Source organism: Shewanella sp. SR1 (assembly GCF_020447145.1).
Lineage (GTDB): Bacteria > Pseudomonadota > Gammaproteobacteria > Enterobacterales > Shewanellaceae > Shewanella > Shewanella baltica.
Genome location: NZ_JAJAEF010000007.1, coordinates 124,539 through 137,645, shown reverse-complemented (window position 1 = coordinate 137,645; position 13,107 = coordinate 124,539). Strand labels below are relative to the sequence as shown.

Genomic DNA, 13,107 nt, shown 5'->3' with positions numbered 1-13,107 from the left:
ATTTGAGCGAAACATCACATCAATTGTGGATTGAAGGCTAACGCAAACGGTAAGGGAGGGACTAGTGCTACCTAGAAATGACTTCAGTATTGCAGCTTTGCTTGTGGCGCGAGATGCCAATGGATGTGAAACATGATAAATGGGGATAGTAATCAATTTAAGAATATCTAGCGGCGTGATACCGCTAGATATTGATATTATATCGCTGGTCCGCTATTTAGGCTCGATAACGGACGTCACAGACGTTTCTACATTGTCAGTAATGACCACTTTGGGGCTACTTGGCTCATCTTTATTAAACATGCCTAAACGGATGCGAATAAAGTGTAAAATTTGCGCGGCAATATCCACATTCAAACAGGATTCTAAGCCTTCAAATCCTGGGGATGAGTTTGCTTCGCAAATTTTGTAATGGCCGTTATCAAACAATAAATCGATACCCGCAACATCGAGATCGAGAATATTGGCTGTTTGCGTGGCAAGCCATTCAATTTCAGGAGTGATCTGAAATGGACGCGCTGAGCCGCCGGCACTGACATTGGCTTTAAAGCTGTCTTCTTGACCACGCCTTTCGTAGCAACCTGCAACACGACCACCGATGGTAAATACCCGAAGATCGCGGCCATGGCTGTTAGCGATAAACTCTTGCAGAATAATGTTAGCGTTTTTGTTGGTCGCTTCAATTAACTGCATTAGATCGTCAAATTCACGTGCCTTATGGGATAAAAACACACCGCTGCCCTGTGAGCCAGAAAGCGTTTTAATCACCACAGGAAAGCCGAGATGGCGCTCTACAAGGGCGATATCAACGGGGAATTTAACCAACATAGTTTTAGGCGTAGGCAAATTCTTCTCTGCCAACAATTGCTGGGAGAATAATTTGTCTTTAACGATTTCAATGGCTTTAGAAGGATTGAGGCAATACACCCCTAATCTTTCTAAGTGGCGAATAATGGCTAAGGCAAAGTAAGTTGTGCCTGATCCCATTCGCGGAATAATAAAATCGGGCAGTTCGACGGCTTGCCCATTCAATAAAATACTCTTGTTATCTTCTCTGGTGACAGTCAGATCAAATTCATCAGGTGCGTAAACTTCCAACTGTATGTTGTCGGCTTTTGCTGCCGCCAGTAGACGCTCAATTTCATACCATTCAGGTTTTAGCTGAGTCGCGGTTTCTTTATATAAAATCCAACCACGCATTTAGTAGCAAACCTTAATCTTCATTCTTTATCCTCGGGTTCAGGTTCATCCTGAACATCATCTTCAATATCAAATACAGCCTCGGCCTCAACTTCTATTTCGGGCTTGGTTGCAGGCAAATGCACTGTACCAACCACGGCATAAAAGGGTTTCCCCATGGCGAGCCTGCGATACTTTACCCAGATCTGCTCTAACAAGCTACTGGGCGCGATATTTCCTTTGGCGACTTCCACAAATTGAGCTTCATCGGAGGTGCAGGGCAAGGTTTTACCTTCGGCCAAATTCTTCATTGCATGACCATGCAATTCAAGCAGTTCAGCTTCCTTATTAGTAAAATCGCCGCTTCGTTTGAAGCCTTTGGGGAAATTCGTGTCGTCGTAGAAACGTTTTTGCGAGACAAAACTGGCAGCAGCTGAGCCGTTAAACGTCTCAGAACCCTTGTTAGCGTTTGAAAAAGACTGTTCAGACATGGCAGATACCCTCTAGTTTTTGATATACAAAGATTTGCAACTGGAGTATTGGCTAGTATTATTGATTTATAAATCAAAAAAATTTGCCTATGTTGGTCAAGAATTTTTATGGATACCGATTTACTGAAAACCTTTCTTGAAGTCTCCCGTACTCGCCATTTCGGTAAAGCGGCCGAGAATCTGTATCTCACGCGCAGTGCCGTGAGTTTTCGAGTCAAACAGCTTGAGAGCATTTTAGGCGTCGCGCTGTTTGAGCGGCAGCGTAATAACATTCAGCCCACACCCGCAGGCGAGCGCATGCTTGGCCATGCCGAAGCAGTATTAACGGCGTGGGAGCGGGCTAAACAAGATGTTTCCCTGAGTCAGTTACAGTCGACTCAGCTTGCCATTGGTGCAGGGCCGAATATATGGGATGCCTATTTGCAAGGTTATTTACAGGGATTGCACGTGGGGCTGCCCGGCGTTGCGCTGCGCACCGAAGTGTTGCCAGCCAATGCGATGACGCGCCAATTAATGGACCGCACCCTCGATATCGCGATTTCATTCGATCCGCCAAAGCTTGATCAATTTGAATTAGTGCAGCTGGGGCAAATTAATTTGCTGTTAGTTTCGAGCCTAAAAGGTCAAACGGTGAATGCCGTGGTGCCGGGGCAATATGTAAAAGTGGATTGGGGGACGGCGTTTAATATTGTGCATGCGCAGGAATATGCGTCGCTGCCTGTTCCTACACTGCACACGAGCTCTGCGCGTATCGCCTTGGATTTCATCTTAAATAATGGTGGTTGTGCTTTCTTACCCGAGCATTTGGTGCAGCATGCTTTGCGCAGCGGCGAATTGCATCACGTTAGTGGCGCCAGCGCCATTTCAAGAAATGTGTATGTTGCCTATTGGGCGGAAAATGATCGTTTAGCCCAGATCAAACAAGCCATCGATTTTTTAAGGGACGATGGCTCAGTGTTTGCTCATGCGACTATCTAAAACGTCGGTGTTAAAACACCAGTGGCGCCAATACGACCAGCCAAGTTAATCCACACAGCGCAAGACTCATAAACACGGCAGCCGAGGCAATGTCCTTGGCTTGGCCGCTTAGTGGGTGAATTTCACTGCCGACACGATCGACCACAGCTTCAATCGCCGAGTTTAAAAGCTCAACAATCAACACAATAAACAGTGTAAAAATCAGCAACAAACGTTCAATCGTGCTGATATCAACCCACAAAGCCACGGGTAACATGACGATGGCCAACATTAATTCCTGTCTAAAAGCGGCTTCGTGGACCCAAGCGGCCTTTAAGCCCTTCATCGAAAATCCCGTCGCTCTGAAAATGCGTTTAATACCGTGATTGTTGGCTGGTTTCATAGTGTTTCCAATAGACATTAGCGACAACGCGCTGAGGTGTTGCTCATTCAAACAGGTTTGATAAAACCAACTGTTGTGGATTTTAACATTTGACTGAGTCAATAAATTTGGCCGCAGTATAGCCCGAGATGAAAAGCGCATAAACAATTAACTGAGTAAAATCGTCATCAACATTCGTTGTTAACTTAGGCGCTTAGTGACTTTCGACGGTTTTTTAGTGCAACTTGAGCTATGCGTTCTAAGCTTGATGAAGGATATATTGTCAGAGTGAGCAAGGGAATGACTCATATCAGCCCGTTACAAGATTTAACATTTCATCGTTTTATCCGCTTTCGGTTTTTCAAACAACGTCAGCTCTTACTCAGTCTGCTAATATTCGGTTGTTTAGTCCCAGTGACCTATGCACAAACCTCACTACCTTCGATACAGTTGGCAACTGAGTTTGATGCCCAGCAAGAGATTCATATTCAGGACTTTTTGATTAGCGAAAAACTCGACGGGGTACGAGGTTACTGGAATGGAGAGGCATTATTGACTCGGCAAGGTAATCTTATTGCTGCTCCAACTTGGTTTATCGCGAATTTTCCGAATTATCCCCTCGATGGTGAATTATGGCTTGGGCGAGGCCAGTTTGAGGCTATGTCGAGCATAGTTCGACAAACCTCAACTAAGGATGATGATTGGCGCAAAGTGCGGTTTATGGTGTTCGATGTGCCCAAGGCGGGTGGCGACTTTCAGCATCGCTATCAATTTGCGTTAACCGAATTAAGTGGTAAATCGCATTATCTTGAAGTCATAGCGCAGTTCCAAGTGGACAGTCTTGAAGCTCTGTATCAAAAACTTGATAGTTTAGTTGCTAAAGGCGCTGAAGGATTAATGCTGCATCGCAGCTCAGCGACGTATGTCAGTGGCCGCAATCCTAATTTGATGAAATTAAAACCCTATTATGATGCTGAAGCGACAGTGATCGGCCATATACCAGGGAAAGGTCAATTTGCAGGGCAAATGGGTGCAATAAGAGTGCAAACCCCAGACGGCCGGATTTTCAACATAGGCACAGGTTTTAATCTCGCAGAGCGCCAACATCCCCCCGCCGTGGGCGCAATCATCACCTATAAATATCTGGGTCTTACAGTAAATGGCTTACCCAGATTTGCCAGTTTCCTGCGGGTACGCGCCGATTTAGATGAGAGTAATAAAGTCATTTCATCGCAAGAAGGAAACTAGCGGGCAGTTCTGCCCGCAATACTGCTCCGCTAGTATTTAAATTATTACTCGTAAAAAGTGACTGTAGTAAGTAGTTGTTCACTATAACTAAAAATATCGTCTACTGAACTAATGGGATGACGAGTTTCATTTTTATTAGCATCCATTAATCCAAGGTATTTTTGTTTAGCATTAAAGTGCAATCGACATAAAGGCTTACGATTGTTGTCATCTAGTAACACACCAAAGTAGCTTTGTGTATCTCTCGCAATAATTCTATTTACTTCTAATTTTTGTCTCAAGATGGCTTTAATAATATTGAAACCTTCTATTTCTTCATCTGTTGTAATGACTTTAATTTTTTCGTCATCGGAAATTATTAAAGACTCGCTTGAGTTTTTATCTTCAATAACTGGCTTATCTCCACCAATAGCAGATTTTAATCGTTCATTGATACTGTCGCTTAGAAATTGTCTTAGTGCTTTATGCGTAATCTCAGCGAATTGGTGTTTCACTTTGGGTGTGAGAACACCATCGTAGGCTCTTGAGGCAAAAAAGCGGATGAATTCGTCCTCAGGTTCTTTAAACTGCTCGCTTATGATACGTTTTATTTGGCTTAAGTACTTAAGTTCACCTGCTGCACTTACGATGGAATCTACATCGAATGAACTTTTAGTGAGTTTCTTTACTTCAGGAATTAAATGCTCGTCAATATTTTCCAGATCCAGTGTAAGAAATGGTTTTTCATCCATTTTATTTGGAGCATCTAGGTCGGTATAGAACTGATACTCAGTGCCATTTGTCAAAATGGCAAGACGGGCGTTCGTTACTGAAAAATAACGAAATAGCTGAGCAGCATGTTTTATTGATAGTTTTTCGTTGTACTTTTTACATTCTATCAGTATTTGTACTTCGCCATCTTTCATTAAAGCATAATCTACTTTTTCACCTTTCTTACAGGCAGTATCGGCAGTAAATTCCGGAACAACTTCATTGGGATTGAATACGTCATATCCCAAAACTGTATGCAGGAAGGGCATGATTAAGGCATTCTTTGTCGCTTCTTCGGTTTGAAGGCTACTAGCAATTTGTGGGATACGTTTAGAGAGAACATCAATCCTTTCAATAAAATCCATTTCACATTTCCTCTTGTTGTACTCTGTTGCTTATTTTTTTATTCCAGTGAATTTGCAGCGGTTTGTAAGTTCATAATCGTTTAAACCGTACATGCAGTTATAAACCTAGCCGATAAAAGAACCATATCAAGTGAAATTATTAGTTTTTGTGGTATTTATCTAGTATTTACAAGTACGGCTGAAGATTTATTAAATAGACCACACATGAATTGTTAAGCAGATACTGAGTGATACCACTTGAGTTCAATGTGTTGCCCTTTATCATATATACAAATCATGTCATATAGAGTGTATTGTAAAAGCATAAAGTGTGATAAGTGGCTGCGCGACAAGTCGAACATGATGTTGATAACCTAGCGAATACTGGCGTATCACGATGAACGTTAATGTATAAATTAAAACAAACCTTCCATATTTACTGATTAATTGGCAATGATTTCACTCCTATGTCGCCTTAATTTGACAATTCAGGCACAAACCACATTTAATCACTTAATCATGACGATGGATAAGCTTTGACTGTTGAAGGATTGAATGAAATGAAAGAGGCGAGAGTGCAATGCATATTAATGGTGTGTATGGGCAATATTTGTCGCTCACCGACGGCAGAAGCTGTGTGCCGCTTTAAGGTTGCGCAGCGCAGGCTTAATATTGAGGTGGACTCTGCGGGTACTATTGGTTATCACCAAGGGGATAGGCCTGATAGCCGTGCTATGGCGGCGGGGAAAAAGCGGGGTTTTAGTTTCGATGGAATGCGGGCTCGGCAGGTTGTGGATGCCGACTTTGAACATTTTGATTTAATTTTGGCGGCGGATAAGGCCAATTTAGCGGATTTGCGTAGCCGTTGTCCGCTCGAGTTTCAGTACAAGTTACAGTTAATGCTCTCCTATGCGGATACGCAAGTCACAGAAGTGCCGGATCCTTACTATGGTGGCGAGCAGGGCTTTGAACTGGTGTTGGATTTATTAGAGCAGAGTATGGATGCCTTGCTTGATAAGCTGGCCTCAGGTGCGCAAAAGTAGTTGCGCGTGACAGTGTTTGTTAACGCTATTATTTAGGCGAATAAAAAAGCCAGCATATTCAATATGCTGGCTTAAATTTTAAATTTGATGAATTAGCCTAATAAGCTTGAATATCAAAGTCATCAGCGCCTTATCTTCAACACACTCCGCGCGTTATTTTCAACGCTCGCAGAGTCGCAAGCTGATTTAGTCGTGATGGCTTAGTCGTTATGGCGTTTGCCTGAACGTTTCAGTTTTTCATTCGCCAGTTTGGCTTCTTTCTCGGCTTCTTTTATGGCCATGATGCGGGCGACTTCAATCTTCTCAAGCTCGGCCATCGCAGGCGTTTCTAACGAGAGGAGGCCGATTTTGCCTGAGCGGTATTCATGCAGCAATAACTCAGATGCCTTGTGCATATCGATGCGACCACCGGGACGCAGTGCGCCACGTTTACGGCCAATTGCTTCAAGTAAAGCCACATCATCCTTTGGTAATTCACTGAGGTTGTAGCGCTCACAAATCTCTTTTGGATAAGCGGTTAAGAAATACTTAGCGGCGAACAGGGCCACATCTTCATATTCCATTGCGGTATCTTTAATGGCACCAGTGACGGCGAGGCGATAGCTGCTCGCTTCGTTATCCACTTTGGGCCACAAAATCCCTGGGGTGTCCGAGAGTACGATACCGTTACGTAAATTGATCCTTTGCTGGGTTTTGGTCACCGCAGGTTCGTTACCGGTTTTGGCGATAACACGGCCTGCTAAGGTATTGATGATGGTGGATTTTCCGACGTTGGGGATCCCCATGATCATAGTGCGAATGTCTTTTTCGGTTTTATCGCGACTCGGTACTAACTTGCGGCAGATATCAGGGATCTTTTTCACCATCGCCGCTTGCAGTGTGGTGATCGCCGTGGCTTTTACGCCTTGTTCGCGTTCTAAGTATTCAATCCATTGCGCAGTGATCTCTGGATCGGCCAGATCAGATTTATTGAGCAGTTTGATACAAGGTTTGTCGCCTCGAAGCTGAGCCACCATGGGGTTTTCGCTACTGTAGGGAATACGCGCGTCCAGCACTTCGATAACAAGATCGACCTGAGGCATTGCCTCTTCAATCTCTTTGCGTGCCTTGTGCATATGCCCTGGATACCACTGAATTGCCATGATAACGCCTTGTCCTAAATAACTTAAAGAACGGCTATTCTACCTTGAAGGTGGCGAATGTCATAAAAAAAGCGCCCTAAGGCGCTTTAATCGCTTAATCCTTGACTGTATCTTGCAATTGTCACTCGGATTAATAGGCTGAATTAAGGGTTAAATAACCCCTAGTTCGCGCAGTCTTTCCATCAAATAACTGTCGGCGGTATAACGCTCAGACAGCACGACAGCAGGGTTTGGATGCAAAAATAACGGCAAAGAGATCCTTGGCTTGGTTTTATCCGTACCTTCAGGATTGATGACGCGATGTGACGTCGACGGGAAATAGCCGCCAGACGCTTCCTGTAGCATGTCACCGATATTGATAATGATGCTGCCAAAATCACTGGGGACATCTAACCAAGTTCCATCTTTGGCTTTAACTTGTAACCCAGGCTCATTGGCGGCAGGTAACACAGTGATAAGGTTGATGTCTTCGTGGGCTGCAGCGCGAATGGCGCCCATTTCTTCACTGCCCGTCATCGGCGGGTAATGCAGAATGCGCAGCAAGGTTTTTTGGCTGTTGGCGATCATTTCCGGCAATGGCATCGAAAACTTGGCTTTTACGTCTTCGGGTGAGTAGGTTTCAATCCACTCTAAGAGCTCAGCGGCCAGCGCGTTGGCTTTGTCATAATAGGCGAGAATATTGGCACGCAGTGAATCGGGGATCCGGCCCCAGGGGTACACGTGGTAATACTCTTTAATGTCTTTGACTGTGTTGCCTTTGGCAGTTTCAGAAATCGATGCTGGGAAGAAACCGTCGTGGGTTTCCTTTTTAAACATGTAGTCGTTTTTAGCTTCTGAGTTAAAAAAGGCTTGCCACTCGGTGTAGATGTCTTCAGCTAAGCGCTTATCAATCGGATGATTAGATAAAACACCAAAGCCAGTTTCCCTAAGTGATTCAACGAATTGCTGGGCACTGTTTTCAGCGCGGTAATCAATGGTTTCTAATTTCATTGTGGTTTCTACTTGTTATATTTAGTTGTAATTTGACCCGCTGCAAGTGTAGCCGTGCGCTGTAGCGGGTGCAAATACTCAGCGAGGGTGAGTGAGAGCAACTGCTGTATTTTCCGTCACTTATGCTGTCGCTTAATGAGCACTGATTTAAACGCATAGATTAGGACTGACTTAAGTGGCAAGATTTTAGCCGTCAAACCCGTTAGTATGGGCTATTGGATTTGTTGTTATGGATTGATGTCGGCCGCATTTTGAAGCCGAGTGCAAGAAATCTTGCTTGGATTGGTTCTTATGTTGGCTTTTTATGGATCAGCTCCTTAATCAACTGAATGAAGAGTATCAAAATAGACAACGACGTGAGTCGAAAGGGCATTAATATGAACAAACTGACCGATTTTGAACGCTATGTTATCGAAGAGAAAGGCACTGAACGCCCCTTTAGTGGTGAGTATTATGATCATGATGCCAAGGGTTTGTATTTATGCAAAAAATGCCATGCGCCCTTGTACCGCTCTGAGCATAAATTTAATGCCCATTGTGGCTGGCCAGCCTTCGATGATGAAATTGCCGGTGCCGTAACGCGCCATGTCGACGCCGATGGCCGCAGAACCGAAATTGTCTGTAGCCAGTGTGGCGGCCATTTAGGCCATGTTTTTGAAGGTGAGATGTTAACCCCCAATAATATTCGTCACTGTGTTAACTCCGTTTCTATGGTTTTTAAAGGGATGGATGATGCTGTTGAACCAGCATCGAACAGCTTTGCGACTTTTGGCGCTGGGTGTTTTTGGTGCGTCGAGGCTATCTTTCAAAGCATCAAAGGCGTGGTGAACGTCACTTCTGGCTATGCTGGCGGTGATGCCCATGATGCCGATTATAAATCGGTTTGCTCGGGCCAAACTGGCCATGCAGAGGTTGTGCATGTCGAGTTCAACCCAGAGGAAATTGATTTTACGACGCTGTTGCAGGTCTTTTTTGAGAGTCATGATCCGACCACGCTCAATCGTCAAGGCAATGATAAGGGGCCACAATATCGCTCTGTGGTGTTTGCCCATAATGCCGAGCAGATTGAGCAAACCACCGCGATGTTGACTCAGTTAGCGGCGGCTAAGGTTTTTGATGCGCCTATTGTGACCCAAGTGTCAGCATTTGAGACGTTTTATCCCGCTGAAAATTATCACAATGATTACTTTGCTTTACACGGTGAGCAACCTTACTGTCAGATGGTCGTGCGCCCTAAAGTCGAAAAAGTGAAAGCCTTGTTTGCACGATTGCAAAAAGCCTAATTAATTAAGTGCAGGATGTTAAATACAAAAACGCCACCGATAAAGGTGGCGTTTTTTATAGATTTTTTAATGTCCGCAACGGTAGTTAACGAGGTAACTATCTACTCTCGGCTAACCACTGGGCGTACTGTTTGGTGTAATAGCTGACAATCAAATCCGCTCCAGCTCGCTTTAAGCCGACAAACGTTTCTGTCACCACTGCACGCTCATCCAACGCACCTGCAAGTGCTGCAAACTTGATGCCCGCATATTCGCCGCCGACTTGATAGGCTGCGAGTGGTAAGTGGGTTTCTTGTCTTAAACGGCTTAACACATCTAAGTAGGGCGTACCGGGTTTAACCATCAGGATATCGGCGCCTTCGGCTTCATCTAATGAGGCTTCTAACAGGGCTTGGCGACCGTTGGCATAATCAAGTTGATATCCCTTGCGGTTACCACTGAGTTCACAATCGACCGCCGCTCTAAAAGGACCGTAGAAGGAAGAGGCGAATTTTGCCGAGTGGGCCAGAATCGCCACATGCTCAAAACCTGCGGCATCGAGCCCTTGGCGAATGGCTTTCACTTGACCGTCCATCATGGCCGATGGCGCTAACATGTCGGCGCCCGCTTTGGCGGCAGTCACCGATTGCTTAACTAAATTTTCGACGGTGAGATCGTTGCAGACTTCATTATTGTGTACCACGCCGCAATGGCCGTGATCTGTGTATTCACAAAAACAAATGTCGGGGATCACCATCATTTCTGGCACGGCGGCTTTAATGGTGCGCACCATGCGGGCGAGCAAGCCATTGTCATCCCACGTGTCGCTGCCTTTATCATCCTTAGTGTGCGAAATCCCAAAGGGCATAACATAACGGATCCCGAGGGCGTAAAGTTCGCGCACTTCATCCGCCAGTGCACTCTCTGGTAAACGGCTGATACCTGGTAGCGTGGAGATAGGCACTGCGTGGGTGATGTGTTCTTCTATGAACAGGGGATGGATGAGATCGCTTAACGAAATATGGGTTTCGCGCAACAGATCGCGCATCGCTTCTGAACTACGTAAGCGTCTTAGGCGACGCAATGGAGGCGTGTTTAACATGAAATATCCTTATCGAAGGCGGGTTAGTGCAATCGTACAATAGTAAAGGAATGGCAAGGAATGAATTCAATCCAGACTTGTCTGCTCTGACAAGCAAAGTTGAAAAAGTTTCCCCAAGCTGGCGGTATTCCTTAATGAGTTTATCGATCATTGACTTAGATCACATAAATCCATCAAGTCCTGATTTGCTACTGGATATGATGCGGGCGCTATTTTAGCGGACTTGCTTGCTTAGCCCTTTGTTTTCGGGCATTTGATGTTATTATTTGCGCCAGTTTACTCATGGCATATTCGCACAATACCGAAATGGTCAACTTGATGCGAAATCTTGCCCGCTAATCCGGTTTTGAAATGACAATAACACACGAACACTCTGCTTGTATTCTTGCCTTAGACACTTGTACCGAATCCTGCTCAGCTGCGCTGCAATATCAAGGTCAGATTTATGCTGAACTTGCCGATGCGCCGCGTGAACACAGCCAGCGTCTGTTGCCTATGGTCGATTCAGTGCTCAAGCAAGCGGGCATTAGCTTAGATAAAGTGGCGGCGATTGCCTATGGTCGAGGTCCTGGCAGTTTTACGGGGATCCGTATTTGCACTAGCATGACCCAAGGTCTGGCACTGGGGTTAGATTTGCCTGTGATTGGTATTTCAACTTTAGCGGCAATGGCACAAATGGCCATTAGCGAGCATCAAGCCGAGCAAGTGCTGTGTGCCATTGATGCGCGCATGGGTGAAGTGTATTGGGGGCAGTTTGTGGCCGTCGATGGTATTGCTACATTAGTCGGTAAAGAAGTGGTCAGTGCGCCTGCAAACGTACAACTTCAGCTTGATACTGAAGCGCCCATTGTGGCTTGCGGCACAGGTTTTGATGCGTATCCGGATTTACTGACACTCGGCAAGGGGATTTTAGCTCTCGACGCCGTGAAATATCCCGATGCAAGGGCTATGCTGATATTGGCTGAGACAGGTATCAAAGCAGGGCTAACAACCTCGGTCGATGAGCTTGAACCTGTGTATTTACGTGATACAGTCACATGGAAAAAGTTACCCGGTCGTGAATAAGCTGTTCTTTGCCTGAGTATCTGCGATAGAATCTCAGGCAATTAATACTAAGCATTCTTTACGATGAATGGCTTAACGATGGATAGTGCAAACTTAAGGCTTCTTGATGCAAGTTAATGTGAATCAAATGAGTTTGACGAATGCTGTAGCGAGTAATAGACCCGCTATCGCTCAGGGGCTAACCGCGCCTGAATCGTCACGCCCAGTGATTGAGCAAGATGCCGTCGAAGCCCTTAGTTTAGAAACCCAGCCTAAAAGTAAAAGCGCAGCAGGAAATTTACAGTCAAGACTCGGCGCCCACCTAGAGTATGAGCAAGATACGCGTGGCCATCAGGGGGCGATAGCCCAATATTTACAAACTCAACATGCCGCCAAACGCGATGAAATTCAGCAAATGGTTGGCGTGGACTTGTATGCTTGAACATCAACAAAAGCCTCCCCGTTCTACCTCGCGATTTTCCTCTTCTAAATTAACGGGTTTAGCCGCCAGCGGTGTACCAAGCCGTGGCTTGTTTATCATCGAGCTGGTGGTGGCGTTACTCATCACTCGCATTCCCTATTTAAGCGTGCCGTTTAAATGGCTTGAAAGCTATTTCCATGAATTATCCCACGGCATTGCGACGATATTAAGCTCGGGCGTGGTCAGCCATATTCAGTTGTTTCCTAACGGCGCAGGCTTTTGTTTTAGCCAAGGCGGTTCGCCGATGTTGATTGGTTTTGCTGGGTATTTTGGCGCGGCCTGTTGGGGATATTTAATCTACTTGCTCGCGACTTGGCCAAAGGGGATCCGCGTGAGCTTTGCCTTGCTGGGCGCTTTAGTGGTGCTAAGCGGCTTGCTTTGGGGAAGGGATATCCTCACGCTGGCGATTTTAGCCGTACTCACTATTATTTTGTTGTTACCGCTTAAACTCAGTCAAAACAAAATGTTGACCCAGTTTTTACGTATTATTGGCTTGATGATTATGCTCAATGCGCTGGCAAGTCCAACTGTGTTGCTCGGGCTTGATGGCCAAGGTGATGCGGTGATGTTGGCCGAACGTTCTTGGATCCCCGCGTGGATCTGGGTGGGACTCTGGTTATTAACCAGTGCCTGCGCCTTGTATTTTGCGTGGCGCCGTGTCGATAACGCTGCGAGTCGCTAATCCTTAAGGT

14 protein-coding genes are annotated in these 13,107 nt (G+C 45.4%); 7 read left to right on the top strand and 7 right to left on the bottom strand.

Features of this window, described 5'->3' with window-relative positions; translation table 11 throughout:
* Positions 1-213: 213 nt before the first annotated feature.
* On the bottom strand, positions 214-1,200 hold the full coding sequence (locus KV201_RS08780) for a RimK family alpha-L-glutamate ligase (protein ID WP_006081344.1): 987 nt from the start codon (positions 1,198-1,200) through the stop codon (positions 214-216).
* A gap of 20 nt (positions 1,201-1,220) precedes the next feature.
* Positions 1,221-1,670 carry a DUF413 domain-containing protein gene (locus tag KV201_RS08775; protein WP_006081345.1) on the bottom strand — a complete coding sequence of 150 codons (450 nt, stop codon included), beginning with the start codon at positions 1,668-1,670 and terminating at the stop codon, positions 1,221-1,223.
* A gap of 108 nt (positions 1,671-1,778) precedes the next feature.
* On the opposite strand from KV201_RS08775, the gene hdfR reads away from it, so the two are divergent.
* Positions 1,779-2,648, top strand: a complete 870-nt coding sequence (gene hdfR / locus KV201_RS08770; protein ID WP_006086379.1) for an HTH-type transcriptional regulator HdfR — start codon at positions 1,779-1,781, stop codon at positions 2,646-2,648.
* A 10-nt stretch (positions 2,649-2,658) separates the two neighbouring features.
* Here hdfR and KV201_RS08765 read toward each other — a convergent pair whose 3' ends face one another.
* Entirely contained in the window at positions 2,659-3,030 is a 372-nt protein-coding gene (locus tag KV201_RS08765) for a diacylglycerol kinase (protein ID WP_006086380.1), read from the bottom strand.
* Between the two features lie 279 nt (positions 3,031-3,309).
* On the opposite strand from KV201_RS08765, the gene KV201_RS08760 reads away from it, so the two are divergent.
* Complete coding sequence (locus tag KV201_RS08760; protein ID WP_226059088.1) at positions 3,310-4,257, top strand: DNA ligase; 948 nt, start codon at positions 3,310-3,312, stop codon at positions 4,255-4,257.
* A 44-nt stretch (positions 4,258-4,301) separates the two neighbouring features.
* Here KV201_RS08760 and KV201_RS08755 read toward each other — a convergent pair whose 3' ends face one another.
* A complete protein-coding gene (locus tag KV201_RS08755; protein WP_006086382.1) occupies positions 4,302-5,372 on the bottom strand; it encodes a type I restriction endonuclease in 1,071 nt (356 codons plus the stop codon).
* Positions 5,373-5,911: 539 nt separating this feature from the next.
* Here KV201_RS08755 and KV201_RS08750 point away from each other — a divergent pair.
* Positions 5,912-6,394, top strand: a complete 483-nt coding sequence (locus KV201_RS08750) for a low molecular weight protein-tyrosine-phosphatase (RefSeq protein ID WP_226059087.1) — start codon at positions 5,912-5,914, stop codon at positions 6,392-6,394.
* 200 nt (positions 6,395-6,594) lie between these two features.
* Here KV201_RS08750 and ylqF read toward each other — a convergent pair whose 3' ends face one another.
* Together ylqF and KV201_RS08740 are read right to left on the bottom strand one after the other, a co-directional pair.
* Positions 6,595-7,536, bottom strand: coding sequence for a ribosome biogenesis GTPase YlqF (ylqF, locus tag KV201_RS08745; RefSeq protein WP_012587827.1), 942 nt, complete (start codon positions 7,534-7,536; stop codon positions 6,595-6,597).
* A 150-nt stretch (positions 7,537-7,686) separates the two neighbouring features.
* On the bottom strand, positions 7,687-8,526 hold the full coding sequence (locus KV201_RS08740; protein ID WP_226059086.1) for an isopenicillin N synthase family oxygenase: 840 nt from the start codon (positions 8,524-8,526) through the stop codon (positions 7,687-7,689).
* Positions 8,527-8,903: 377 nt separating this feature from the next.
* Here KV201_RS08740 and KV201_RS08735 point away from each other — a divergent pair, with 377 nt between their 5' ends.
* The gene (locus KV201_RS08735; RefSeq protein ID WP_226059085.1) at positions 8,904-9,809 is read left to right on the top strand and encodes a bifunctional methionine sulfoxide reductase B/A protein; all 906 of its coding nucleotides are present in this window, start codon (positions 8,904-8,906) and stop codon (positions 9,807-9,809) included.
* Positions 9,810-9,906: 97 nt separating this feature from the next.
* Here KV201_RS08735 and hemB read toward each other — a convergent pair whose 3' ends face one another.
* Positions 9,907-10,890, bottom strand: coding sequence for a porphobilinogen synthase (hemB, locus tag KV201_RS08730; RefSeq protein ID WP_012088999.1), 984 nt, complete (start codon positions 10,888-10,890; stop codon positions 9,907-9,909).
* A gap of 351 nt (positions 10,891-11,241) precedes the next feature.
* On the opposite strand from hemB, the gene tsaB reads away from it, so the two are divergent.
* The 3 genes from tsaB to KV201_RS08715 all read left to right on the top strand — a co-directional run bounded on the left by tsaB (position 11,242) and on the right by KV201_RS08715 (position 13,097).
* The gene (gene tsaB / locus KV201_RS08725) at positions 11,242-11,955 is read left to right on the top strand and encodes a tRNA (adenosine(37)-N6)-threonylcarbamoyltransferase complex dimerization subunit type 1 TsaB (RefSeq protein WP_226059084.1); all 714 of its coding nucleotides are present in this window, start codon (positions 11,242-11,244) and stop codon (positions 11,953-11,955) included.
* Between the two features lie 106 nt (positions 11,956-12,061).
* Entirely contained in the window at positions 12,062-12,376 is a 315-nt protein-coding gene (locus KV201_RS08720; RefSeq protein WP_006081355.1) for a hypothetical protein, read from the top strand.
* A complete protein-coding gene (locus KV201_RS08715; protein ID WP_006086386.1) occupies positions 12,369-13,097 on the top strand; it encodes a M50 family metallopeptidase in 729 nt (242 codons plus the stop codon). The genes KV201_RS08720 and KV201_RS08715 overlap by 8 nt, the downstream gene beginning before the upstream one ends.
* The last annotated feature ends 10 nt before the right edge of the window (positions 13,098-13,107 follow it).